Here is a 26753-nt window from a genome sequence, read left to right as displayed (position 1 = left end):
TTTTTAAATCTCGGCAGAAACTCGTATATTTGCATGTAATTTAAACTTAGAGTATGACAAGGATAATTACACTTTTCTGTATTTTTATAGCACAGATCGGCTTTTCTCAAACGGCTGACAGTTATTTAGAAAAAATAAGAAACAACGAAGCGCTTTCCACAGCTTTCTTCCAACAAATGCCAAAAGGCGGCGATTTACATCATCATTTTTCCGGATCGATTTATGCAGAACCTCTTTTAGAAAGAGCTATTGCAGAAGATTTTTATTTGAATTTAGAAACGATGGAAGTTTCTAAAACAAAACCAGAAAAAGGAAACTGGCAAACCTTCTCTTCTCTAAAAAAGGATGGCAAACTAGATCATTACCAACAACAGGTTATGCAAACTTGGTCTGCAAAAGATTATAATGGTTCTGTACCTTCTGATGATTTGTTTTTTGATTCTTTTCAAAAATTCGAACCTACTATTAAAGGCCATTTTGCCGAAGGAATGCTGGAATTAAAAAAACGTGCTCTGGCTGAAAATGTAAGTTATATTGAAACTCAATTATCAACGATTCCGTGTGATATGAATGTTTCTGACCTTGCTGATTTCAATGCAAAACTTCGCCAGACCGCGACTCAAAAAGATGAAAAAGCAGCTCTAAAGCTTTTAGACGAATTGTACCAATCACTTCAAAAGAAAGAAGCCAAAAAATATGCTGCAGACTTCAATACAAATTTTATTGCCAAACTGCACAAGGATCTGAAAATTGACGACGAGCGTTTTACCATGCGTTATCAAAATTTTGTGCTTCGTTTTATGGATCCTGTAGATTTATTTAAAAACCTGACGATTGCCTTTATTTCTGCCAACGACAGTAAACTGGTTGCAGGTGTAAACATTGTTTCGCCAGAACATGGCGAAAACTCCATGAAAGATTATTGGTTGCACATGGTCATGTTTAAATACTGTAATTCTAAGTTTCCTGCTGTAAAATATACGCTTCATGCTGGCGAACTGACTTTAGGACTGGTTCAGCCGGAAGAATTAACCTGGCACATTAACGACGCTATTCACATCGCCGGAGCCAACAGAATTGGACATGGTGTTGATATTGCGTACGAAGCAAATTCATATGATTTATTGCGTCACATGGCTCAAAAAAATATTCCAATCGAGATTAACTTAACGAGCAACGAGTTCATTTTGAAAGTAAAGGAAAACAGACATCCGTTTACACTTTACAAAGAATTTAATGTGCCAATTGTAATTAGTACAGACGATGCCGGAATTTTGAGAACTAATATGACAGAGCAATATGTTTTACTAGCCAAAAGATACCCTGATGTTTCCTATGCAACGATAAAAAAATACGTATACAACAGTATTAACTACAGTTTTATTCAGGATGAAGCGGTTAAAAAACAATTGATTAAGGATCTGGACAACCGTTTTAAAACTTTCGAAGCGAAGTTCTCTAAAAACTAGTACAAAAAAATCTGCCGAATCAGCTTAATCTGCATGAGAAAATTTTACTCTTGCAGATTTAGCGGATCAAGCGGATAAAATCATAATAATGAATAGGATTCTGGAAGCTGCATATCTTTTTGTTAAACCGGAATTAGCCTCACAATTTGAAGCTGATTTTACGAAAGCAAGTCAATATATTTCCTCTATAAACGGATACTTAGGACATCGTTTAGAGAAATGCCTTGAAGTCGAAAACAAATATCTTTTATTGGTAGATTGGAATACTCTTGAAGATCATACAGTGGGTTTTAGAACCTCTGAGGCTTATCTGCAATGGAAAAAGATCTTACACCACTACTACGAACCTTTTCCGATTGTAGAACATTTTGAAACGGTTTTTGAAAACAAAAAATAAGCAATGAATATCAAACTTATCGCCATTGGCAAAACAGACAACAAATCGCTTCAAACTTTGATTGACGATTACATCAAACGTTTGTCGTTTTATATCAAATTTGATCTGGAAATTATTCCCGACATCAAAAATGTTAAGAATTTATCCGAAAGTCAGCAAAAAGAAAAGGAAGGTGAATTGATACTGTCGAAACTCTCATCAACGGATCAGCTGATTCTATTGGACGAAAACGGCAAAAACTTCTCCAGTGTTGGTTTTTCTGAAGAGTTACAAAAGAAAATGAATTCGGGAATCAAAACTCTGGTCTTCGTAATTGGTGGACCTTATGGATTTTCAGATATGGTATACAGTAAGGCACAAGGCAAAATCTCGCTTTCGCTAATGACGTTTTCCCACCAGATGGTACGTTTGTTTTTTATTGAACAATTGTATAGAGGATTTACTATTTTAAGGAACGAACCTTATCACCATCAATAATTATCAATTGTTAATTATCAATTGTTAATTGTTAATTGCTCTTCTTAGCTAATACAACTTATTGCTTATTGCTTACAGCCTAAAGCTAAAACACAAACTCTTCTTCCTGGTTTATAAAAACAAAAGGGATCTTTTTATCAGCTATGGTTTTTACCAATATTTTACACTGAATATACGTTCCAAAAGTCATGTTTTTATCGTACGAAAACTTAATCTCAGCCTTTGGATTTATGATTAAACTGTCTAAAAACTTTGGCAAATCATTTTTAGGGAAATCATATGTTTTTCTTCCGCTGTATTGTATCATTCCATTCTTTTTAAAATACAACTGGCTTCTGTTATTGGCGATCTCCATTTTATAATACACTTTCGTGAAAGGTATAAAAGCAAGATTCTTTCCGATCGAATCAGCGTAGGAATAATAATTTTCAGCATTTTCGTTTTTATGGGCACTGTCAGCTCGCTTTTTCTCTTGTAATTTCATTACTTCCGGAATGACCAATTTTAAAGGCAGACGCTTGTCAATATTAAAAATCCAATTGGTTGAAATAATGCTGCTTTTTCGGTTCACATCGGCTATGGTATCTTTTCCTTCGGTTTTAAAGAAGATATAAATCGGTGAAAGATCTTCCACATCTTTTACGATTGTAACGTTCGATTTTGGAAGTAAAACGTCCTCTTTTTTTCCACAAGAGAATAAAAGACAGATTATAAATAAAGAGAAGTATTTCATAATTTATTTTTTTAATATATAAAATTCACACAAAGTTGTCATTCCGAGGAATGACAAATCTTGTCGCTTAAATATTCAATTTGTTATACAAACTAACACATTCCACCGCTTCCTTCACATCGTGAACGCGTAGTATTTTAGCACCTTTTGTTAATGCAATAGTATTTAAAAACGTTGTTCCGTTTAAAGCTTCCTGTGGCGTTATATCAAGCGTTTTATAAATCATTGATTTTCTCGAAACACCAGCTAAAACAGGCAAGTCCAATAGATTAAAAAGCTCCATTTTTTGCATTACTTCATAATTCTGATCGGTCGTTTTAGCAAAACCGAAACCCGGATCTAAAATCAAATCATTGATTCCTAAAGCTCTTGCACGTTTCACTTTCTCAGAAAAATAAAACAACATCTCTTTTACAATATCATCGTATTGTGTGAGGCTCTGCATCGTTTGCGGATTGCCTCGCATGTGCATCATGATGTATGGCACATTGTATTTAGCAACCACCTCGAACATTTTATCGTCAAGTTCACCTGCCGCAATGTCGTTTATAATGGCTGCACCGCTTTCGATACTTGCTTTGGCAACTTCGGCTCTAAAAGTATCAATTGACAATAAAGCTTTTGGAAAATGTTTTAAAATCAACTCTATTACAGGAACAATTCGTTCAATTTCCTCTTGTTCTGATACAAATTCTGCACTCGGCTTACTGGAATAAGCGCCAATATCAATAAATGCAGCGCCTTCAGAAAGCATTTTGCCAACCTGATCAATTATTTCATCCTCATTTTTATATTTTCCGCCGTCAAAAAAAGAATTGGGTGTCACATTTAAAATCCCCATTACTTTAGGAATCGATAAATCTATAAGCTGGCCTTTGCAATTAATTGTCATGGTTTGTTTTGTTATTTTTGTTTCAGGTTTCACGTTTTCTTTGTTTCAAGTTTCAGGTTCCAAGTTCCGGAACTTACACAATCTGTATCAACTTGAAACCTGAAACTTTTTTAAACTCTTCCCAGATTTCAAGTTAAGAAACCTATACGATCTGCGTCAACCTGAAACTTGAAACCTGAAACTTTATATTTTATAGTTTCAAAATCGGGCATTAACACTTTGTTTAGAAAAAACTTGAAACAAAGAAAACCTGAAACTTGAAACTCTTTAATATTATCCCTATTTTTGAAGAAATTTTTAGCAAATATACAGCAATAAATGAAGAATACTTCCCTTGAATTTGATAATGTAATTACGGTTTGCCGTACTTTGTTTATTAATAAAATGAAAGATTACGGCAGTGCATGGCGTATATTAAGATTGCCATCCTTAACCGATCAGATTTTTATAAAAGCACAAAGAATCAGAAGTCTGCAGGAAAATGAAGTCCGTAAAATAGACGAAGATGAAAAAGGCGAATTCATTGGAATCATCAATTATTCGATCATGGCACTGATTCAGTTAGAACTTGGAGTTGTCGATCAGCCTGATTTAGATGTTGAAAAAGCAACTGAATTGTACGATGCTCAGGTAAAACGAACCAAAGACTTAATGGAAGCCAAAAATCATGATTATGGCGAAGCCTGGCGTGACATGCGTGTAAGTTCTCTGACGGATCTGATTCTGCAAAAAATACTTCGCGTAAAACAAATTGAAGACAATAAAGGAAAAACTATAGTATCTGAAGGCATCGATGCCAATTATCAGGATATGATTAATTATTCTGTTTTTGCTTTAATCCTAAACCCTATCACTAAATAAAATTTAATTTTAAAAATACCAAATCCCAAAATTTTATTGAAAAGTTGGAATTTGGAATTTTAGTTTTGGAATTTTAAAATCATTATTTTTATGAAAAACATCATTACCCAATTTTCCAGATTATTTGTCGGAGTACTTTTTATTATTTCCGGACTGATTAAACTAAACGATCCGGTTGGTTTCTCCTATAAATTAGCTGAGTATTTCAGTGAGCCGGTTTTTAACATGCCGTTTCTGGAGCCATTGGCTTTAGGATTAGCCATCTTTTTAGTAATTCTGGAAGTAGTTCTGGGTGTGATGTTATTGGTAGGATATAAATCAAAACTTACGATTTGGGCTTTGCTGCTGCTAATCGTTTTCTTCACTTTCCTTACCTTCTACTCTGCTTATTTTGATGTAGTTAAAGACTGTGGATGTTTCGGAGACGCACTTCACTTAACCCCTTGGCAATCTTTTACAAAAGATATTGTTCTACTTTTCTTTATTCTGATACTGTTCATCAATAAAAAACTGGTAAAACCTTTATTTTCAAAAGCAGTCACGAATATTGTTACTTTGATAAGTATCGTTTTATGTGTTATTATGGCTGTTTGGGTACTCAACCATAATCCGATCAAAGATTTCCGTCCGTATAAAGTAGGAAGTAATATCGAGAAGGGAATGGAAATTCCGGAAGGTGCACCAAAATCTGTGGTTGAAATGATTTTCATCTACAAAGTAAATGGTGTTGATAAAGAGTTTACAGAAAAAGACCTGATGAACATTCCGGAAGGTGCTACGTTTGTAGACCGTAAAGACAAAGTAATTACAGAAGGTTATGTACCGCCAATTCACGATTTTACGATGACTAAAGATGATTCTGATTACAAAGACGAATTATTGAAAGAGCCTAAATTATTGGTGTTTGTAACGTATGATTTAACATTGTCTAATCCTGAGGGAATGAAAAAATTAGAAATACTGAACAAAGAGGCGAAAACCAAAGGTTATAAAGTAATTGCAATGACCGCTTCAGGTCCTGATGAAATTACAAAAGCTAAAAAACAATACGGCTTAGATGTTGACTTCTATTTCTGTGATGCCACTACTCTAAAAACAATCGAAAGAGCTAATCCAAGTATTGTAGTACTGCAAAATGGAACTGTGGTTCAAAAAGTACATTACAACGACATCAGCGATTTAAAATTATAAAATAGCATTCAACCTGAAAGGTTACAAGATTTTAACAAAGTCCACAACGTTATAAAAACGTTGCGGACTTTATTTTTTTACTCCTCTTAGATATCTTCATTAAAACGATATCAGATTCCATTTTAATACGTTTTAAATACGTATTTCAAGAAACTCTTTTTTAAGTCAATCTGACGTTTTTTTCCCGCCAAAAACTTATCGTTCCCAAAAAAATATTTCTCTTTTTTGCTTTTTCGCAGATTTACTTTTAAAAATTCATTCCAATTTGAAGTTTATTCTCTCAACTATTACGATTTCACTCCTCTTTTTTTAACCGAAATTGGCTGATTTGTGATAAAATAAACGAGTCTTCAATTTTTGTTAATGTCCGATTGGCTTTCCATTTGTTTGTTTAACTTTGTTCAAAATCATTTACCACTATGAAACAAATAACGCTAATCTTTATTGCATTTATCACTTTTTCATGCTCACAAGCTCAGAAAACCAGTTTTTCGAAAGAAGCTTTGTCTGAAAAATTATTAGCAGCTGATGATAGTCAGGTTGCTTTCAAAAACATTTTAAAAAAATACAAAGGCAAAACTTTGTTAATCGAAGTTTGGGCTTCCTGGTGTGGCGACTGTGTAAAAGCAATGCCTCAGCTTAAAGAATTACAAGCAAATAACCCTACTGTTTCGTACTTATTCCTTTCTGCGGACAAAACTGCGGACAAATGGAAAGCCGGAATTGAAAAACACGAATTAAAAGGCGATCATTTCATGATGAACGACGGTATGAAAGGTGTTTTTGGAAAAGCAATTGACTTAGACTGGATTCCGAGATACATCATTATAGACAAAACCGGGAAAATTGTACTCTATCGTGCCATTGAAAAAGATTTTGACAAAATCAATGAAACCTTAAAAGGTTTAAAATAAAACCGCAATATGCATTGCAATTGCAATGATAAACGTGAATAAAATAAAAGCAAAAAATAAAAAACTACCACAATGAGAAAAAAGATTGTTGCAGGAAACTGGAAAATGCATAAAAACGCAGCACAAACTGAAGAATTATTAAACGAATTAATCGCTAAAATACCTGCACAAACTACTGCACAAGTAATTGTAGCACCAACTTTTATAAACTTGCAGGCAGCAGCTGCTAAATTAAAAAACACCACTATCGGTGTTGCAGCGCAAAACGTTCATCAGGCTGAAGGCGGTGCTTTTACAGGAGAAATTTCTGCTGACATGTTAACCAGTGTGGGTGTAAATACCGTAATTCTGGGTCACTCTGAGCGTAGAGCTATTTTTCACGAAACAGATGCCTTAATTGCAAATAAAGTAGACACCGCTCTAAAACATGACATGACTGTAATTTTCTGTTTTGGAGAGGAATTAAAAGACCGTCAGTCTGACAATCACTTTAATATTGTTGAAAACCAATTGCGTGACGGATTATTCCACATTGCAAAAGAATCATGGTCTAAGATTGTTTTGGCTTACGAGCCGGTTTGGGCAATCGGAACAGGAGAAACGGCTTCACCGGAACAAGCACAGGAAATGCACGAATTTATCAGAGAGGTTGTTCGTAAAGCATTTGGAGCTGCTATCGCTGATGAAGTTTCTATTCTTTACGGTGGTTCTGTTAAACCTGAAAATGCTAAAGAAATCTTCTCTAAACCAGACGTAGATGGTGGCTTAATTGGTGGTGCAGCTTTAAAAGCGGATGACTTTTTAGCAATTGTTACCGCTATCTAGATCTTTAGATTATTAGATCTTTAGATTATTAGATCTTTAGATTATTAGACATTTCAAATAATTAAATCATTGAGAATAATAGATTATTAGAGTCTTAGAAACTCAGTACCTCATAAAAAAAAGCGTTCGGTTTTACGAACGCTTTTTTTATGACCTGTCTGCTCCCTATTACTTAAGATACGATTCTAACAAAGGACAATTGTATTTTTGAAAAGCAGTCGTTTTTCTATAAACCGAATAGAAATTAATCAGCTCCTGCCCTGCTTTAAACGGGTTCTTTTCTTCTTCCTCCGCAGAAACAATATTGGCGTAGTGGTTGTAATAATTGCATTCAAAAATCATTAAACTTGCCAGAGCTTTTTCATTTGTATTTTTAGACATTTTCAAGGCTTTCTCATAGTACATTTTGGCCATGCTTAAATTATAGTAATTACCATTTTGGTATTTCTTTTCATTTTCTGAATTATCCCCATACACATAATCCACATACGATTCACCCGATGTCCAATCGTACGCAGTCATCATCCAGGAATTACCCAAATACGACACATTAAAATAAGCATGTGCCAGTTTCAGATTGCTTGTAGCTGTGTTTTGTTTTTTCAGCTGAATCAACTGCGCTATAAAATCGGCTTTATTGAAACGATAGTCGAACTTTCGCTCTGTATCTCTTTGCAGAATTTTGGGCGTAAACGGATTCTCGTTTAAAAAATCTTTATACGCATAATTTTTCTCCCAAAAATCCTTCGGCATACTGGCAAAAGTTTGGTAAGCCAGCTCCAAATTATTATTTCGGAATGCAATCGTTCCTTTCAGATCTTTATAATAATTGACATTTGGCGCTATTGTTCCTGAACAGATATACCTTTCAAAAGGCGTTTTGTCTTTTTTCTCCTGAAGTGCTATCAAACGATCTATATCTGCCTCGGTTGCATTATTTCGATCAAAATAACCGATATAACTGTAAAAATAAGTCGTATTGTAAGCGGAGTATTCTCCTTCATTTTTAATATCTGATTTCATCGCCAGTAAACCTGCTGTTACGCGATCGCCTTTTGCTGCAAAATCTTTGCCGGCGATGCGATACAAACTGTATAAATTCTTAAACAAACCTAAATCGGTCTCTACCAGATTTTCAACCGAATCAAAATATTTAAAAAGCTGATTTTGAACTTCGTTGTTTTTCAAATCATCCTGCTTTAAAGAAACCAATGCTAACTGAATATTCTTTTGCATTTGTATGGAAGAATTTGCTTTTTCTGAAATCATATCCGTATATTTCTTTCCCAGATCAATTTCGTCTCCTATAAAACAAAGCTGTGCAATCGCTGCTGTGATATAGTCCTTTTGCTCGCCCGAAGTCTGCTCTCTGATGGAAATCAAATAATATTCCAACTCCCTTAAATACAAAATATCTTTCCTGAAATTCTCCTCCTTTGCTTTCGCATAGTTTTCATACCAGACTGTACTGTCAAAAACAACCGAAGGCGTTCCGTCATTGGTGTATTGGGGTGTAAAAATCCAATCTTCAAGTTTGTTCACTTCCCTCCCGATCAAAAAACTCAAATACAAGCTATTCGGACTCCACTCATAAATTTCCTGAATGGTTTTCAGACCTGGTGCCGGATTGCGTAAGCCTTCAATGGCCAGAATCACACTGCGCTCTTCATCGTTTTGAGCCAATGCCAAAGTCTCTGCTGTTAATTTCCAGTTGTAATGCTGCAAAACTGCAAATGATTTCTCTTCACAGGAAACAAATACTTTACTCAGCAAATAATTCTGTAAAGCTAAATCCTCAACACATAAAGCTTTATAATACAAAGCCCAGGGGCCTAAGATCGTGTTTTTGTTTTCTGCAAAATAAGTATCGTACAAACGAATCACTTCATTCTTATCAGAGGCATAAAAACTGTACCTCAACAGTAAAAAAGCATAACGCTGTTTTAAAAAAGAATCTTTTGCCGTTCTGATTTTCTTTTCAAAATCGCTAACATCCGCTATTTTATGATCTTTACTGTCATAACCAATATTACCCCACGACTCCCATTTTATATCAGGATTACTGTTGTATTCTAGTTTTTTCGCAAACAAAATGTAATTGAGAAGCGCTTTGTTTTTTGAAAGTAATAAGGCTTCAATGAAAGTATTCTTATCAAAAACTTTTTTCAGCGATTTCGTTTCATAAGCGGTTTCGAATTTCTCAGCATCCGTTTCGTACAAAATAACGTGCACGTCTTTTGGATCGACCTGACTGCCCAGTTTTTTCTTCCACTCTGCACAATTCAATTCCTGATCTGCTCCCGAAACAGTATTGGTATAGTAGTAATTATCGGCGGAATAATAAAAAGGTGTCAGCTTAAAAAATCCTTCTCTTTGCGCTTTAAACAAAGCCAGTCTGCTGGTCTCAGGCGAAACACTCCATCCACAAGCCAAAGAGATTTGAACACTAAAAATAAAAAGTAAAGGGCTAAAAACGCGCATAATAACCGGATATATTTTGGGTTCCATAATCGTTGATGTATTTTTTATCGAAAGAGAAAAACGTCACTTTGGTCTGATTGTCAATTGGAATTTTACTTTTTACGATCGAAATCATTTTGTCAAGTTCGTCTTCAGAAATTTTCTCAATCCTGATTTCGTCCCCGTTTCTCAAATAAGTCTGTCCCACTAAAATATCGTCTTGTAATATATATTTAGCGTCTGATACTTTTTTTAATTTAACAGTGTCATTTTGAACCCTGTCATAATCGGATAAAATCCCCTTAAACTGATTGCCTCTGAAAACAACTGCCCAGCTGTACAATGGCAGAGCAATATCAAGCTTTAAGCCGTATTGGTTGTGTGTAATATATTGTGCCAATTCTTCGCTGGTTCCTATGGAATTTTTGGTAGTAAAATCTTCCGGTTTTCTCAAATTGTAACACATCAGCAAGCCTTTATCTACAGGTGGAATTCCTGCTTTTGAAGCATATTTGTACTGCCAGAGTCTTATGGTAGCCGAAACCGCAGTCGCAGGATAGCTCTTTTTGATTTGCTTTAACAAGTAAAAATAATTGTCTTTTGATTTTTCCGACCAGTCACAATCGATCAGGATTTCTTTAAAATCAACTTTCAATTTTGCCATTTCACTCGATTTTACCGAATCATAATTCAACTGTTTACGATTCTCCTGCTTGTAATAATCTTTTGGATACACAATCGAACTGGCTATTTTCTCGGCTTTTGAGTCATTCATTTTCAATCCTATCTGTTCAATACGTTTGGCAATTCTCACAGCCAAACTGTCCAGTTGCTTTTTTCCGGATTTCAAAACTACTTCATTGGTAATGAAAATACTGGGGGTAATTTCAGGATTGCTTTCATTTAATCTGATATCGTGAAGGGTTGCAACCGGCAAAGGTTCTTTAGCATACGGGTTCCAGTCTACATCAAAAAAACGAATGTACAAATGTTTTACCTTCAAGTCTTTTATCAACGAATCCTCTGTCTTTTCGAAATTCAAATCGGTTTTCCAATAACAAAACGATCGAACCACTTCATGTTCTTTCTCACAAGTTGCTCCGTTAAGTACCACAAAGAGCAAAATAAAAATGATATTCTTCATACTTTTAAAAATCCTTACAAATTCCAATCAAAATTAACATTAATTAAGGTAAGGATATTGATTATTTATGAACAACTTTTGCTTTGGATTCTTACCTTTGCAAAAATTTTTTTTATGTCGAATATATATTTAGGGTACCATTTTACAATTGAACCAAAAGAACCGGGTTCTGAAATTTTAATTGCTGAACTAGGCGAAAAAGCGTTTGAGACTTTTACAGAAACAGAGAACGGAATTTCGGCTTTTGTGAAAAAAGATTTATGGGACGAGAATATTCTGGACGACATTTATATTTTACAATCCGAAGAATTCAAAATCGAATATACCATTGAGGAAATCGATCAGGTCAACTGGAATGAGGAATGGGAAAAGAATTTTGAGGCTATTGATGTAGACGGAAAATGCCATGTTCGCGCTCCTTTTCATGAGAAAACAAACGCTGAATTTGATATTGTAATCGAACCAAAAATGAGTTTCGGAACAGGTCATCATGAAACTACACACATGATGATTCAGCATTTACTGGAAATCGATGTTCAAGGTTTAAAAACACTGGACATGGGTTGCGGAACAGCCATTTTAGCCATTTTAGCCGAAATGAAAGGTGCTCAGCCAATTGACGCTATTGACATTGACAACTGGTGCTACCTGAACTCAATTGAAAATGCCGAACGCAATAATTGTCAGCACATCTCCGTTTATGAAGGCGACGCAGCTTTACTAGCCGGAAAAAAATACGATTTAATCATTGCTAACATCAACCGAAATATCTTATTAAACGATATGCAAAGTTATGTTGATTGTTTAAATCCGAAAGGAATATTGCTTTTGAGCGGTTTTTATGAAGAAGACATTCCTTTTATCGATGCTTCCTGCACCGAAAAAGGTTTAACATATGTTAAAAAGTTTCAAAGAAATAACTGGGTTTCATTAAAATACGTAAATTAGATAGTTAATTATCTGTTTATTAAATAGTTCACAGATATCGATCTTTTAAATTCCGATACAATCTGTGCACGCTGTGACCAAAAAATTAGTAATTACAACAGTACAAAAACCTAAAAAAATGAGTACTAAAGAAAAAGTAAGAGAAAGAGTTCGCGAAAAGGAAGCCACAGGTTTCAATAACGAAATCATTGTTTACAACGACGATGTAAACACTTTTGACCACGTAATTGACACTTTGATGCGTGTTTGCAGTCATACGCCAGAGCAAGCAGAACAATGTTCCCTAATTGTACATTACAACGGAAAATGCACTGTAAAAACAGGGCCTATTGAAAAATTAAAACCGCAATGTACCCAACTTTTGGAAGCCGGATTAAGCGCTGAAATTGTTTAATTGCAAATAATTTAAAAACGATTCTATTTTATTCTATATTTGAATAAAATAGAATCGTTTTTTTATGGAAGAATACGGAAAGATATTGATTATTGCAACGCCGATTTTTTTAGTATTAATTATAATCGAAAAATTATACGGCATTTATAAAAAGAACGATACCGCTCCTTTAATAGACAGCGTATCGAGTATCAGCTCCGGAATTACCAATTCGGTCAAAGACGTTCTGGGATTGAGTCTGACCTTCATTTCATATGAATGGCTGGTTTCTAAAATTGCGCTTTATCATCTGGAAGCCAACGTACTTTCTTATTGTATTGCTTTTTTTGTCATTGATTTTTATGGTTATTGGAGCCATCGATGGGCGCATCAGATTAATCTTTTCTGGAACAAACATGCCATTCACCACAGCAGCGAAGAATTTAACCTTGCCTGCGCATTACGCCAGCCTATCGCAAGTCTGGTTAATTTGTTTACATTTTTATTAATTCCGGCCGCATTGTTAGGAGTTCCGGCTTCTGTAATAGCCATTACCCTGCCCCTCCATTTGTTTCTGCAGTTTTGGTACCATACGAAACACATCAAAAAAATGGGGTTTCTGGAATACATCCTGGTTACACCCTCGCATCATCGCGTACATCATGCTATAAACCCTGAATATTTAGATAAAAACCATTCTCAGATTTTTATTTTCTGGGACAAACTTTTTGGTACTTTTCAGGCCGAATTAGACGATGTTCCTCCTGTTTTTGGTATTACGAGACCGGCACAAACCTGGAATCCTATCCGAATTAATTTTCAGCATTTAACTTTACTGCTTAAAGACGCTTGGCGTGCCGAAAACTGGAAAGACAAACTCACAATCTGGTTTAAACCCACCGGCTGGAGACCTGAAAATTTTGAAGAAAAATATCCCGTAACCAAAATCGAAAATGTTTTTGCCTTCAATAAATATGGTACTCAAAATTCACAAAAGCTAATTTACTGGTCCGTAATTCAAATGTTAATCACGCTATTATTTGTGACGTATTTATTTGATAATGTTGCCAAAATCGGATTGCCCAATATCTTCCTCTACGGATTTTTTATTCTGATTACAATTTACAGTTACAGCGAATTGATGGACAAAAGTAAATATGCCATTTTTTGGGAAGGTTTACGCTTTAGTATTGCCATTGGCATCATCATGTACTATGGAGACTGGTTTGGCTTAAATCAAGTTATCCCCTTTAGTAATCCTGTTATTTTAACCTATTTGACCTTATCCTTTTTAATTACAATTTACTTTGTAAATATTGATTTTAAAAACTACCGAAACCAACCTGTTAATTCATAAACCGATTATGAGAAATCACTATTTTTTTAAATCCTTTATCGTTGTCAGTATTCTATATCTAATTATTTTGTTTTTAGAATACCAAAATCTGGACTTGTTTCTAAAACCTGTTTTGGTACCGTTATTAGGATTCGGAGTTTATTTTCACGGAAAGTTCCCTTCAAAAAACATCCTTTTGGGAGCATTATTGTTTTCCTGGCTGGGTGATGTAATTCTGCTTTTTGCTGATATTGGTGAGATCTATTTTATTTTAGGGCTTCTTTTTTTCCTAATTGCTCACCTCATGTATTGCGTCCTCTTCAACAAACAAACAAAAAGAAATACTACTATCAATAAAGTCCTTTTCGCAATTGGCAGCCTGCTTATCGCTTTTTATTTAGTTGGAATGGTTTTATTTTTGATGCCAAATCTGGGTGAATTAAAAATCCCTGTAATCATTTATGCAGCCGTAATTTCGACAATGTTGCTGTTTGCTTTTAATGGCAGTCTGACTTGGAAAAAAACAGGCAGTCTTTACGTTTTAGCAGGTGCAGTTTCATTTGTTACTTCTGATAGTATTTTGGCTTTCAATAAATTTCATGCTCCCATCGAAAAAAGTTCCTTTTTTATAATGCTTACCTACCTTGTGGCACAATATCTGATTGTAATTGGTATTTTAAAACTAAATACTAAAAAAGCAGATTAACCGCAGAATATAGTGATGCAGCAGATTTACAACCATTTTTCCCGTAAATCTTTAAATCCTTATCATCTGTAGTAAAAACACTTTACATTTGTAGGACCAACATTAATAAACCATGAAAAAAATAGCCCTTTTTATTGTTCTCATTATCAGCGTAACATCTTGTATAAGCACAAAATCGACTTTAAAAAATGTCGATGACAACGCTCCTGATCTTGTTTTAAAGAAAGACAATACATTTTCGATTACGCTTTTCAGCAACGATAAAAAATACGGTTACGACCCTGATTATCCTGTAAACCTGTTTTTTCAGAATACCCGAAATGAAGCTCTAAACGAAACTCGTTTTTTAAATGCTTTAGCAGGTCCAAATGGTGAAAAAATAACCTATACCCGCTTAGAAACCTGTTGTCCTTTCCCAACCAAAAGAAGCGACATGGGGGCAGGATTCCTAAATGTATATGAGCTTAAATGGGACGGGCAAAAGAAGCCGGTAAAACTCTATCTGAACGTTTATGAAAAAGGTATTTTAATGGTTCCAATGGGATTGCGTTTAAAGAGCAATTAAGGAATAAAATTACACTCAGAATTATAATATGTTAGAAAGCATACCTCTAATTTTACTTATTCTTCCATTACTATTTCAGATTATAGCCGGAAGAAAAGCGATTGGTGAAACTATATCTTTAAAATTCGGAACGGTTTGTATAATTAGTCTCATCGCGCAAATAATAGTACCTGTTATTTCCTTTTACATTGCCACGTATAATGCTAATAAATATATCGAGCAAAATCCAAATTCCCTTAGATGCGGAATGGAGTTTGTCGGGCTTTTTATGTTCACGCTTATTTTTACGTTTGTCCTGATAGTGGTTATAATCATTCAGTACTTCATGAAACGATCTTACGAAAAGTAATTTTTTCATGATACTACTAATTTTCAAGCAACATGATAAATGTCATTTATTATCTTTTTGTAACGCATTAATATTGCCCTTCATCTTAAACATTTAAAATTTTGAATGAAGTCTTGCAATAGTCTCGAGGGAATAATCCTGATTTCAACATAAATTACACAGCAGATAACCAGATTAGCTTCTTAAAAAAAACATAAATCTTCATCTGCTATTCATAAATCATAACTACCTTTGCACTGTCAAAAAAACATACTATGAACATACAACATATTCCACAAATTAAGCATACTGAAAGCGGCAACTTCTTTTTATTAGCAGGACCTTGCGCCATAGAAGGAGAAGAAATGGCTCTTAGAATTGCAGAAAAATTAGTTGGTATTACCGACAATCTTCAGATTCCTTTTGTATTTAAAGGATCTTTTAAAAAAGCCAACCGTTCAAGAATCGATAGTTTCTCAGGAATTGGTGACGAAAAAGCATTAAAAATATTACGAAAAGTTTCAGAGACTTTTAACGTTCCAACCGTAACCGATATTCATACCAATGAAGATGCTGCTATGGCCGCACAATACGTTGACGTTTTACAAATTCCAGCCTTCCTGGTTCGTCAAACTGACCTTGTTGTTGCTGCAGCAAACACAGGAAAGACGGTTAACTTGAAAAAAGGACAATTCATGAGTCCGGAAAGTATGAAACATGCTGTACAAAAAGTACTGGATTGTAACAACGAAAATGTTATGGTTACAGATCGCGGTACTATGTTTGGTTACCAGGATATGATTGTTGATTACAGAGGAATCCCTACTATGCAGCAATATGCTACTACAGTTCTGGATGTAACACACTCGTTACAACAGCCTAACCAGACTGCCGGTGTTACGGGAGGAAGACCGGACATGATCGAAACTGTTGCCAAAGCAGGTATTGCTGTTGGTGTTGACGGTATCTTTATCGAAACTCATTTCGATCCTGCTAATGCCAAAAGTGATGGTGCTAATATGCTTCATTTAGACTATTTCGAAGGTTTAATGACCAAATTAGTAGCGATCAGAAAAACGGTTAACTCATTTTAATTTCTTAATACCATTTCATTGAAAACAAATATTTTAGTTTTCTTTTTGTTGTGTTTTTCAGTAAGCACTTTTGCGCAGGAAGAAATCACAGTACAAAGATACACCGCCCACAACAAAGGAAAATTTTTCGTTTCCTGGGGAGGAAACAGAGAAAGTTACACTAAATCTGATGTGAATTTCAGAGGGAAAGACTACAACTTTACAGTTGATAATATGAAAGCGCATGATAAACCAAAAGGATGGCATATTGATTATGTAAATCCGGTTAACATGACGATTCCGCAAACCAACTTCAGAATGGGGTACTTCTTTAGCGATCATTACAGCGTTTCGGTTGGTTGGGATCATATGAAATATGTGATGACTCAGAATCAAACAGCTAATGTAAATGGTTACATCAATTTACCTGCTGATCAGGCCGGATCTATTTACAATGGCGTTTACAACAATAGACCTGTAGACATGTCTCAGGGCGGTGCTCAGGAAGGTGGTTTCGGAAAAGGTGAGATCCAGCAAAATGGTCCCGCTTTTTTAATGTACGAACATACAGATGGTTTGAACTATATTAATACTGAGGTTTCCAGACATGATGATATTTCTAAATTGTTTGGTATCACAAATACGGATAAGATTCAGATTAACCTAACTGAGGGTTTAGGTGCAGGACTTTTATATCCTAAAACCAATACAACTCTTTTAGGAAAAGAACGTCATGATGATTTTCATATTTCAGGTTATGGCCTTTCTGCAAAAGCGGGAATCAACCTTACTTTTTTCAAGTATTTTTACATACAGGGTGAGTTAAAAGGTGGTTACATCAACATGCAGGATATTAGAACTAGTCAAAGTAATGAAGATAGGGCTTCTCAAGACTTTTTCTTTTTTCAAAGAATTATTGCTGTAGGTGGAATCTTCAGAATCTAATATTTCTTAAAATTATACTTAAAAATAGTTATCATTTTGGTAACTATTTTTTTTTGACCTTTATTTGTCTCGCTAAATTGGTAGATGAGGGTTTAAGGTATTGGTTTCAGGTTTCAGGTTTCAGGTTTCAGGTTTCAGGTTTCAAGTTTTACAGATCTCATTTTACATTTTACATATCACATTTCACCTTTACAAAATGAAAAAATCAAAATATCTCTTTCCGGTTATTACCTTTTTACTCAGTTTTGGCTGTGCTTTGTTTGTTGCGCTGAAAGTTTTTCCTAACAATCCGTTTTCCCCTACCAAAACCAAAGAGGAAAACACTTTACAAACTAAAATTCAGGATGGGGATATTATTTTTCAAACCTCTCAATCTCCGCAATGTGAAGCCGTACGAATTGCCACAAACTCTAAATTTTCTCATTGTGGCATCATTTACGATATCAACGGAAAATGGTTTGTTTTTGAAGCAGTTCAGCCTGTAAAACTTACTCCTTTTAACGAATGGATTCAGCACGGAAAAGAGTCCAAATATCTTGTAAAACGATTAAAAAACTCGGATAAAGTTTTAACTCCTGTAGTACTGCAAAAAATGAAAGCGTACAGTCAGCAATTTGACGGAAAAGAATATGACGCGTATTTTGAATGGAGCGATACCAGAATTTATTGCTCTGAACTGATCTGGAAAATTTACAAAAATGCCGCAAACATCGAATTGTCCAAACTAAAACAGTTAAAGGATTTTAATTTAACCGATCAAAGGGTACAAAAAATAATCAAGGAAAGATACGGAAATAACATTCCGCTCGACGAAAAAGTGGTCGCTCCTGTTGATTTGGCTGATTCTGACCTCCTAAAAACGGTTATTGACACCTACTAAAAGCCCTTTTTTGTCAGTATCGACGAATAAAACAAAAAAACTTCGTTTCTAAAAACTTACATTTTTACCCCCATGACAACTCTTTAACGTATTAAAATGTTTTTAAACGAATATTCAACAAAATAGTTAAAATCAAAACATAAATCTAACATTTTAATACTATTTTAGCAGAGTAAATTTTAAGTTAGGTTTAAACTATGATCGATAGAGCACCTAAATATTCCCAAAATAATCTGCATTTTTTCCCGCAGTTTGAAGATTTTTTTGACTCTTCACCCGATTTATTGTGTATTGCCGGTTTTGACGGCTATTTTAAAAGAATAAACCCGGCTATGACTAAATTACTGGGCTATACTGAAGAAGAAATACTCTCAAGACCCATAAACGATTTTATTCTTGAAGCCGATAAACTGACGACTACAAATGCCCGCAAAGAACTTACTCAGGATATTGGTTTGTATAATTTTGAAAATCGATATGTGACTAAAAGCGGTACTATCGTTTGGCTTTTATGGAGTTCTTTTCCGGTTGCCAAAGACAGACTCGTTTATGCTGTTGCTAAAAACATCACTTTCAGAAAAGAGATGGAACAGGAAAGAAATCTTCATCTGGCAGAACTTACCAAACTCAATAAGGAACTCAGACAGCTTACTTATACTACGGCACACGATTTAAGATCTCCTGTAAACAACATACTGGCCGTTTTTGATCTCTTGGACAAATCTACTATTACAGATCCCGAAACGCTCGAATTAATCTCTATTATTGAAATTTCTACACAAAGTTTAAAGAAAACATTAATTGATCATGTGGCACTTCTGGATAAAAAAAATGAAGAAGACGATCAGTTGGAAGTCCTGCATTTTGAAGTTGTATTGAAAGAAGTTTTAGACTCTATTAATTCCTTAATCCACAATTCGAAAGCCAAAATTTCAATTGATTTTTCGGAGGCAGAAACAATTCTTTTCAACAAAACTTCTTTAAAGAGTATATTCCTGAATCTGATTACCAATTCGATTAAGTACTCAAAACCTGGTTTTTTACCATTTATCAGTTTTAATTCCTTTAATATTAACGGAACCACACAGTTGATTATTTCGGATAACGGAATTGGTTTTGATATGGAAAAAGTAAAAGACAAAATTTTTGGATTACATCAAACATTTAACTCAAACAAAGACAGTAACGGAATCGGACTCTATCTGGTTTATAATCATGTAACGAATCTTGGCGGTCATATTGACGTGGAAAGTACCCCCAACAAAGGGGCAAAATTTACGATCACGTTTAAAAGTTAATCACATAAACTTCTAAATAAAAAAATTCCAAATTCCAATAAGGTCAGCCTTATTGGAATTTGGAATTTGAATTTGATTTTTGCAATTTAGTTTGCAGCCGGAAGAACAATTCCACCCTGATCCATTAAATACATCAAAGTTGTCATGGTTGCAGCTCCAAGCTCTAATTCTCTTTTATTAATAGCATCAAACTTATCGTTTGCCGCGTGGTGGTAATCAAAATAACGTTGTGAATCCGGTTTTAAACCTGCTTTTACAATCGATTTAGAGGTTAAATGATTGATATCTGATCCTGCATGTCCAATAGTGAAACTATGCACCAAATAAGGCTCAAAAAGGTCTTTAAATCCAGCTATTTTCTTAAAATTAGCGTCATCTGCTTCAATTGAAAATCCTCTTGGAGAAAATCCTCCAGAATCGCTCTCTAACGCAAAAATATGATTCTCGTTCTTTTGTTTCGAAACTTCTTCATACTTAGCACCACCTTTTCCTCCATTCTCTTCATTCATAAACAGAACGACACGAATCGTATTTTTAGGCTTATAGTTTAAGTTTTTCAAAATTCGAACTACTTCCATACTTTGAACCACTCCTGCTCCATCGTCGTGTGAACCATCTGCTAAATCCCAGGAATCTAAATGTCCTCCGACAACCATAATGTTGCCAGGGTTTTCTGTTCCGGTCATTTCTCCAATCACATTATACGATAAAACATCCGGCAAGGTCTCACATGATTGTTTGAAATAAAATTTCAAAGACGGATTTACTTTCAAAGATTTACTTAACAATTCTGCTCCATTTGTACTGATTGCGGCAGTTGGAATGTATTGATCTTTTGGTAAGTCGCCATAACTTTGAGCTCCTGTATGCGGAAAATCGTCTAAACGCAAGTTCATCGAACGTACGATTGTTCCAACTGCACCTAATTTTGCCGCTTCTTTTGCACCGGCATACCTTTGATCTACACAGGCTCCGTAAGATTTAAAGGTTTCGATATTTTCCGGATCCATTGGTCTGTTATAGAACACAATTTTACCTTTTACTTTATCGCCTAATTCTGCCAGTTCTTTAATTCCCTTTACTTCGATTACTTCGGCTGTAAGTCCCGTTTTAGGAGTAGCAACTGATCCTCCCAAAGCACAAATTGGCACTACAGTTTTCGTTTTATTATCTAAAATATAAGCGGTTTCTTTTTCGCCGCGTACCCAATGCGGAACCATTACTTCCTGTAGATAAACTTTGTCTAGACCAAGGGTTTCCAATTGTCTTTTCGTGTATTGCACTGCTTTTTCGGCACTTGCAGAACCTGATAAACGGCTTCCGATGTCGTTAGACAAATATTCTAACCAGGTATAACATTTAGACTCGGTCAGGGCCTTTTTATAAAATAATTTAATGTTTTTCTCATCATTTGACTGCGCAAAAGATGTCAATCCGTTTAAAACTAATGCAGTTAACAGAATCGTTTTTTTCATAGGTTGTATAGCATTTTTTGGTTGTTAAACAAAGGAACAAAATTCTTTAGAACTGCCAGTATTTTTATGTAACGATTTCGAAAAAAAATAACACACAGAAACATAGACTTCCGATATAAAAAAAACTACAAAAGAAATAGGTGTATTTCAGTGAAGTGGAACGTCTTTTTTACAGATACGGAACCTATGTTACTCTATGTGTTAAGATAAATTACACTCAAGAGGTCAAAATGAGAATTATTTTACTTCTACTACTTCATTTTTTACACCAATTCCGTTTTCATTAAACGCTTCAATAGTAAAATAATAAGTGGTTCCTTTATCCAGGCCTCTAAAATCATACGAACTTTCGTCGTAAACCATAATGCTGTTATACAATTTGTCCGGTGCAATTCCGTAATAAATATTGTAACCGGTTGCCTTCTCTTGTTTTTTCCAGGAAATCATAGCGTTTCTTGCATCAACTGCATTTCTGTCTACTTTAAAATCAGGAACCGACTGTGGTTTTTCTGCCAATCCGTTTCCAAACACTCTGAAATCTGAAATTGCAAACAATCCGGAGGCATTATGAACGTTGACCATTTTAATGTAACGTGCTTTTATTGCTTTCGTCAGCTCGACATAATCATGCGGAACGTCTTTTGCATTTTTAGATTTATCGACTACCAATTTCCAGTTTACGGCGTCATCCGACATGAATATTTTGTACTGATAATAAATATCCATTGCCTTATTGAACTGTGTTGCTTTATGATCGGCATAGTTGATCTGCAAGGCATTGATCTGCATTTGTCTGCCTAAATCAAGCTGTAACCATTCACCCGGATCAGCTGTTTTTGCAGACCAATACGTTTGAATATTTTCGTCGGTTAAATTAACCGCCCCGTAACAAAACTTCTCGTATACTTTTTTACCTCCATTGTCCATTCTGTGGGTTTCCACTTCCATGCATTCTTCTGAAGAGGAAACAGAGACAGGCTTTTTATACGAAAGCAGCATCCAGCCGGAAGAAGCTCCTTTCTCCTGGTTGCGTTTTTTTGTGGGAAGAACAATTGGAAAATCCCCATAAGAAGTAATCGAATACATCACATCGTCTTTATCAAATCCGGCAGGAAACATATCAATACGACGTTCGAAACGGTCTTTGATGGAGATCTTACAGGTTCCGGTATTCCAGTAATTGCCATAATTGTCTGCAAAAGTGTTTCCATGTCCCGCTCCGATTACAAATCCTCCCGGTTTGTATGACATAGGATTGTGTTTTTGATAGGTGAAAGGTCCCAACGGACTGTTTCCAACATGGACACCATTGGCATACCCCTTAAATTCCGTAGCAGGAGCTCCATATTGCATGTAATATTTGCCATTGTGTTTGGTCATCCAGGCTCCTTCTATAAAATTCCCCCAGGGTGCGGGTTCCATATCATTATTGGGACCAAAACGTTCCCAGCCGTGATTAGCAGGATCTAAACCTACTACTTCTTTTATCTCCCCATAAGCACGCTGAATATCTTCTACTTCGGTGGCTTTGTATAATTTTTCATAAGCTGCCTGATTGCCTTTCGGAAGCCAGGTATTATAATCTACTTCTACGCCTACAAGAGGTAATTTACCGCTTGAACCATAGTACATGTATACCTTTTTATCATCGTCCTGAAAAATAGCAGGATCCCAGGTTGGCAGCATCGCTTTATCAACATGTCGCAGCCATTGTCCTGATTTTGGGTCGGCAGTTTTCCAGATTGGATGATCTCTTTTCCAGGTCGAACCCACATAAAATAAGGTATCATTGACTACCCAGGCTGCAGGTGCACATTGATCGTCGTCGGCTGGCTTGCGTTGAAAACTTCCGTATACAAATTTCCAGTCCGACATGTCTTTACTCCAGAAATATCCTGCCTGATTGGTCGCGAACAAATAGTATTCGCCTTTGAATGTAATAATTACCGGATCGGCACTGGAACGTCTGGATTCCGGAATACCATTGTGATTCTCAGTAGTATAATTGTACCCAATATTGATTGGATTACAGTAGGTCGTTGCTTTTTTATTGGGGTCAAACCATTCTGTTTTACCGGGAATTTTAGTGTTTTGTGCGAGTATTGTATTGCTTAAACTAACTAGTATCAGCATAACAACTACTACATATATTTTTTTCATAGGATGATTTTTATATAAAAGATTTTCTCCAAAAGAGAAAACACAGTTTCAATAGCTCTATTTTTTCTGTTTTATCCTTTGTTCTAACAACTCAGGTTCATTGGTAGTGATATAATTGAATTTATGATCAATTATCCAGTCCATATCGGCCGTTTCGTTTACTGTCCAGGCATTTAAAATAACTTTATATTCTTTGGCTTCTTTGATCCATTCCGGATGCTTCTTAAATACGGAATAATGATAATCAACGCCGTTGATATGATCTGCTTTAACTTCTTTCGGAGATTTGTTTCCTTCGAGGTACTGTAAACTTGCCCGGGAATCGACTTCTCTGATTTGTTTCAGCATTTCGTAATCAAAACTAATGTAGCAGGTATTTCTTTCTGCTTTAAGTTTATGGATGGTTTCAACAGCCATCAACGCCGTTTTTTTCCCTCTTTCTTTACTTATTTCCGAAGGTTTTATTTCGCAAACCAAAAGTGTGCGTTTATTATTTCGCTTACCTTCAGCAATATACTCGTACAAGGTTGGGAGCTTCTCTCCCTTTGAAAGTTTAAACTTTATAAGATCGGCATAATTGGTTTCCTCAATAAGCAATTTGTTGTAATGTGCATCATGATTGATGACAAGTGAATCGTCGGCTGTTCTCCATACGTCAAATTCTGAACCGGGAAGTTTTAAGTCGATGGCATGTCTTAGAGCGGCTATAGAATTTTCAGGAAGATTGTTTTTTTTCCATGCCCCGCGATGTGCCACAATTGCATTTTCTTTCACACAGCAGGACTGAAAAGCCATTGTTATTGTTAAAAGTAATGCTATCCGAAGTGCTTTAGTAGTATTCATTATTTTAAATTTATAAAGGTTTAAAAAAATGTCTTTTAAAAAAAAGCCCTTCGCTAACCAATTACGAAGGGCTAATTACTAATCAATAAACCAACTTAATTAGTTAATACAAAACTAACTTTCTTCTCGGCATTTGAATTTCCACCAACGAAAACATCAAACTGTCCAGGTTCTGCCACAAATTGTAAAGCAGAGTTATAAAATTTTAAATCTTCAACTGTGATCTCGAATGTCACGGTTTGTTTTTCTCCTTTTTTAAGAGTTATTTTTTGGAAATTTTTAAGTTCTCTTACAGGTCTTGTTACCGATCCTACTACATCTCTGATGTACAATTGAACCGTTTCTTTTCCATCATAATTTCCTGTATTAGCCACATCTACCGTTACTTTTAGCTTTTCGCCTGAGTTCATTTTATCAGATGAAATTTTCAGATTTGAATACTCAAAAGTGGTATAACTTAACCCGAAACCAAATGGAAACAATGGCTCGTTTCTTTCGTCAATATAGTTGGATCTGAACTTTTCGAACTTACCTTCTGTGTTAACCAAAGGTCTTCCTGTATTTTTGTGTGCATAGTAAATTGGCAACTGACCAACACTTCTTGGGAAGGTTGATGTTAGTTTTCCGGAAGGGTTTACATCTCCAAACAAAACGTCAGCAATAGCATAACCCGCTTCTGTACCTGCGAACCAAACATTTAAAATAGCCGGAACGGTTTCATTCTCTTCTTTAATTACTAACGGACGACCGTCAAACAATACTAAAACAACCGGTTTTCCTGTTTTTAGCAAGGCGTTTAATAAATCTTTTTGGGCTTGTGGAATTTCCAGATTGGTACGGCTGCTTGATTCACCGCTCATCTCTGCAGATTCTCCAAGTGCCGCAACAATTACGTCTGACTGATTGGCTACTTTTAATGCTTCTGCCAGTAATTCTTCTTTCGAACGTCCGTCACGGTGTAACGTTTTACCAAACATGGTTGCTTTCGTTTCAAACTCTTCATCGTAATCTAAGTTGCTTCCTTTTGCATATAAAACTTTTGTCGATGCTCCTGCTACTTCTTTGATTCCTGCTAAAAGTGAGATTGCATTTTCCATTCTTGTTGCTACACTCCAGGTTCCCGGCATGTTTTCTTTGGCATCTGCCAAGGGTCCGATTAAAGCAATTGTTCCTGATTTTTTAAGTGGCAACAATTGATTTTGGTTTTTTAACAACACCAATGATTGTGCAGCTGTCGAACGAGCTTCTTTTCTGCTGTTTGCAGTAAAAATTTCTGTTTTTGCTCTATTAGCATCACAATACTTATAAGGATCACTAAATAGACCTAAATCGTATTTTGCTTCCAGAATAAGTTTGACAGCATTGTCGATGGTCTCTATCGTTACTTTTTTCTCGTCTAACGATTTTTTCAAAGTTCCTAAGAAACCTTCACCCACCATGTCCATTTCAACACCTGCATTTAACGAAAGTGCCGAAACAGCTTGTAAATCTCCCATTCCGTGCTCGATCATTTCAGGAATCCCTGTAAAATCGGTAACCACAAAACCTTTAAAGCCCCATTGTTTTCTTAAAACATCTGTCATCAGCCATTTGTTTCCTGTTGCAGGAATTCCGTCAATCTCGTTGAAAGAAGCCATTACAGAACCTACACCTGCATCAACAGCAGCTTTGTATGGAGGAAAGTAATCGTTGAACATTCGAATATGACTCATATCAACCGTGTTGTAATCACGACCTGCCTCTGGTGCTCCGTATAAAGCAAAGTGTTTTACACAGGCCATAATTGAATTGTTTTTAGAAAGATCGTTTTGCTGGTAACCGTTTACCATTGCTTTTGCAATCTGACTTCCTAAATACGGATCTTCTCCTGAACCTTCAGAAACTCTTCCCCAACGCGGATCACGAGAAACATCAACCATTGGAGAGAATGTCCAGTTAATACCATCGGCACTTGCTTCCTGAGCTGCAATTCTAGCACTTCTTTCGATCAGATCCATGTCCCAGGTACAAGATAATCCTAACGGAATCGGGAAAGTAGTTTCGTAACCATGAATCACGTCCATTCCGAAAATCAATGGAATTTTCAGACGGCTTTTTTCCACCGCAATTCTTTGTACTTCTCTAATTTTTTGAACAGATTTAATATTGAACAAACCTCCAACTTTACCTTCAGCAATTTTTTTCGCCACATCAGAACTGTTTGCCTGTCCTGTAGTAATATCTCCGGAGGTTGGTAAATTAAGCTGCCCTAATTTTTCATCCAGTGTCATCTTTGACAATAACTCTGCTACAAACTCCGATTTTGGTTTTATTTTTACTGTATTCTTAGTGTTCTTTTTCTGAGCATATCCCAGAACAGCACATCCTAAAAACAGTAAGACTAATTTGTTCTTCATTCTACTATATTTATTTGTTTGTGTTCGTTTTTTATTGGTTTAAATGTCCAGCCATAAAATGCTG

At 35.5% G+C, this 26753-nt stretch carries 25 protein-coding genes; 17 read left to right on the top strand and 8 right to left on the bottom strand.

The annotated features are described in order from the left end of the window. Positions 1-53: 53 nt before the first annotated feature. The 3 genes from M4I44_RS13570 to rlmH all read left to right on the top strand — a co-directional run bounded on the left by M4I44_RS13570 (position 54) and on the right by rlmH (position 2343). Positions 54-1469, top strand: a complete 1416-nt coding sequence (locus M4I44_RS13570) for an adenosine deaminase (RefSeq protein WP_017496594.1) — start codon at positions 54-56, stop codon at positions 1467-1469. Positions 1470-1557: 88 nt separating this feature from the next. Further along, entirely contained in the window at positions 1558-1866 is a 309-nt protein-coding gene (locus M4I44_RS13565; RefSeq protein WP_017496593.1) for an antibiotic biosynthesis monooxygenase, read from the top strand. 3 nt (positions 1867-1869) lie between these two features. After that, on the top strand, positions 1870-2343 hold the full coding sequence (rlmH, locus tag M4I44_RS13560; protein WP_249965016.1) for a 23S rRNA (pseudouridine(1915)-N(3))-methyltransferase RlmH: 474 nt from the start codon (positions 1870-1872) through the stop codon (positions 2341-2343). An 85-nt stretch (positions 2344-2428) separates the two neighbouring features. Here rlmH and M4I44_RS13555 read toward each other — a convergent pair whose 3' ends face one another. After that, positions 2429-3076: a hypothetical protein gene (locus M4I44_RS13555; RefSeq protein ID WP_249965015.1), complete on the bottom strand. Its 648-nt coding sequence runs from the start codon at positions 3074-3076 to the stop codon at positions 2429-2431. Between the two features lie 67 nt (positions 3077-3143). After that, entirely contained in the window at positions 3144-3968 is an 825-nt protein-coding gene (folP, locus tag M4I44_RS13550; RefSeq protein ID WP_249965014.1) for a dihydropteroate synthase, read from the bottom strand. Positions 3969-4286: 318 nt separating this feature from the next. Here folP and M4I44_RS13545 point away from each other — a divergent pair, with 318 nt between their 5' ends. The 4 genes from M4I44_RS13545 (at position 4287) to tpiA (ending at position 7759) form a co-directional block, all read left to right on the top strand. After that, positions 4287-4829 (top strand): DUF1599 domain-containing protein, encoded by a 543-nt coding sequence (locus tag M4I44_RS13545; RefSeq protein ID WP_017496588.1) that lies wholly within the window; start codon positions 4287-4289, stop codon positions 4827-4829. 90 nt (positions 4830-4919) lie between these two features. Continuing rightward, a complete protein-coding gene (locus M4I44_RS13540; RefSeq protein WP_249965013.1) occupies positions 4920-6020 on the top strand; it encodes a BT_3928 family protein in 1101 nt (366 codons plus the stop codon). Between the two features lie 419 nt (positions 6021-6439). Further along, positions 6440-6934 (top strand): TlpA disulfide reductase family protein, encoded by a 495-nt coding sequence (locus tag M4I44_RS13535; protein ID WP_017496585.1) that lies wholly within the window; start codon positions 6440-6442, stop codon positions 6932-6934. A gap of 72 nt (positions 6935-7006) precedes the next feature. Continuing rightward, positions 7007-7759 carry a triose-phosphate isomerase gene (gene tpiA / locus M4I44_RS13530; protein WP_249965012.1) on the top strand — a complete coding sequence of 251 codons (753 nt, stop codon included), beginning with the start codon at positions 7007-7009 and terminating at the stop codon, positions 7757-7759. Positions 7760-7927: 168 nt separating this feature from the next. Here the strand turns inward: tpiA and M4I44_RS13525 are convergent, their stop codons facing one another. Continuing rightward, positions 7928-10267 (bottom strand): hypothetical protein, encoded by a 2340-nt coding sequence (locus M4I44_RS13525; RefSeq protein WP_249965011.1) that lies wholly within the window; start codon positions 10265-10267, stop codon positions 7928-7930. Next, positions 10227-11363: a hypothetical protein gene (locus M4I44_RS13520; protein ID WP_249965010.1), complete on the bottom strand. Its 1137-nt coding sequence runs from the start codon at positions 11361-11363 to the stop codon at positions 10227-10229. Before M4I44_RS13520 ends, M4I44_RS13525 begins: the two co-directional genes overlap by 41 nt. A 114-nt stretch (positions 11364-11477) precedes the next feature. On the opposite strand from M4I44_RS13520, the gene prmA reads away from it, so the two are divergent. The 10 genes from prmA (at position 11478) to M4I44_RS13470 (ending at position 19815) form a co-directional block, all read left to right on the top strand. Then, complete coding sequence (prmA, locus tag M4I44_RS13515; protein ID WP_017496581.1) at positions 11478-12311, top strand: 50S ribosomal protein L11 methyltransferase; 834 nt, start codon at positions 11478-11480, stop codon at positions 12309-12311. 118 nt (positions 12312-12429) lie between these two features. After that, complete coding sequence (locus tag M4I44_RS13510) at positions 12430-12705, top strand: ATP-dependent Clp protease adaptor ClpS (protein ID WP_026109999.1); 276 nt, start codon at positions 12430-12432, stop codon at positions 12703-12705. Between the two features lie 64 nt (positions 12706-12769). Continuing rightward, complete coding sequence (locus tag M4I44_RS13505) at positions 12770-14041, top strand: sterol desaturase family protein (protein WP_249965009.1); 1272 nt, start codon at positions 12770-12772, stop codon at positions 14039-14041. Positions 14042-14048: 7 nt separating this feature from the next. Next, positions 14049-14726, top strand: a complete 678-nt coding sequence (locus M4I44_RS13500) for a lysoplasmalogenase (protein ID WP_026109998.1) — start codon at positions 14049-14051, stop codon at positions 14724-14726. 112 nt (positions 14727-14838) lie between these two features. Beyond that, the gene (locus M4I44_RS13495; RefSeq protein WP_017496577.1) at positions 14839-15291 is read left to right on the top strand and encodes a hypothetical protein; all 453 of its coding nucleotides are present in this window, start codon (positions 14839-14841) and stop codon (positions 15289-15291) included. Between the two features lie 28 nt (positions 15292-15319). Then, complete coding sequence (locus M4I44_RS13490; RefSeq protein WP_017496576.1) at positions 15320-15640, top strand: hypothetical protein; 321 nt, start codon at positions 15320-15322, stop codon at positions 15638-15640. A gap of 254 nt (positions 15641-15894) precedes the next feature. Further along, a complete protein-coding gene (gene kdsA, locus M4I44_RS13485; RefSeq protein WP_017496575.1) occupies positions 15895-16713 on the top strand; it encodes a 3-deoxy-8-phosphooctulonate synthase in 819 nt (272 codons plus the stop codon). Between the two features lie 18 nt (positions 16714-16731). After that, positions 16732-17637, top strand: coding sequence for a hypothetical protein (locus M4I44_RS13480; protein WP_249965008.1), 906 nt, complete (start codon positions 16732-16734; stop codon positions 17635-17637). A gap of 196 nt (positions 17638-17833) precedes the next feature. Beyond that, complete coding sequence (locus M4I44_RS13475; RefSeq protein WP_249965007.1) at positions 17834-18517, top strand: YiiX family permuted papain-like enzyme; 684 nt, start codon at positions 17834-17836, stop codon at positions 18515-18517. A gap of 197 nt (positions 18518-18714) precedes the next feature. Then, complete coding sequence (locus tag M4I44_RS13470; protein ID WP_249965006.1) at positions 18715-19815, top strand: PAS domain-containing sensor histidine kinase; 1101 nt, start codon at positions 18715-18717, stop codon at positions 19813-19815. An 86-nt stretch (positions 19816-19901) separates the two neighbouring features. Here M4I44_RS13470 and M4I44_RS13465 read toward each other — a convergent pair whose 3' ends face one another. The 4 genes from M4I44_RS13465 to bglX form a co-directional block, all read right to left on the bottom strand. Next, complete coding sequence (locus M4I44_RS13465) at positions 19902-21290, bottom strand: M20/M25/M40 family metallo-hydrolase (RefSeq protein ID WP_249965005.1); 1389 nt, start codon at positions 21288-21290, stop codon at positions 19902-19904. 237 nt (positions 21291-21527) lie between these two features. Further along, positions 21528-23450, bottom strand: coding sequence for a discoidin domain-containing protein (locus M4I44_RS13460; RefSeq protein ID WP_249965004.1), 1923 nt, complete (start codon positions 23448-23450; stop codon positions 21528-21530). Positions 23451-23507: 57 nt separating this feature from the next. After that, a complete protein-coding gene (locus M4I44_RS13455; protein WP_249965003.1) occupies positions 23508-24293 on the bottom strand; it encodes a glycerophosphodiester phosphodiesterase family protein in 786 nt (261 codons plus the stop codon). Positions 24294-24388: 95 nt separating this feature from the next. After that, a complete protein-coding gene (gene bglX / locus M4I44_RS13450; RefSeq protein ID WP_249965002.1) occupies positions 24389-26689 on the bottom strand; it encodes a beta-glucosidase BglX in 2301 nt (766 codons plus the stop codon). Positions 26690-26753 lie beyond the last annotated feature (64 nt).

The organism is Flavobacterium sp. B183 (assembly GCF_023539155.1).
Classification (GTDB): domain Bacteria; phylum Bacteroidota; class Bacteroidia; order Flavobacteriales; family Flavobacteriaceae; genus Flavobacterium; species Flavobacterium tructae.
This window is presented reverse-complemented; position numbering and strand designations above follow the sequence as displayed.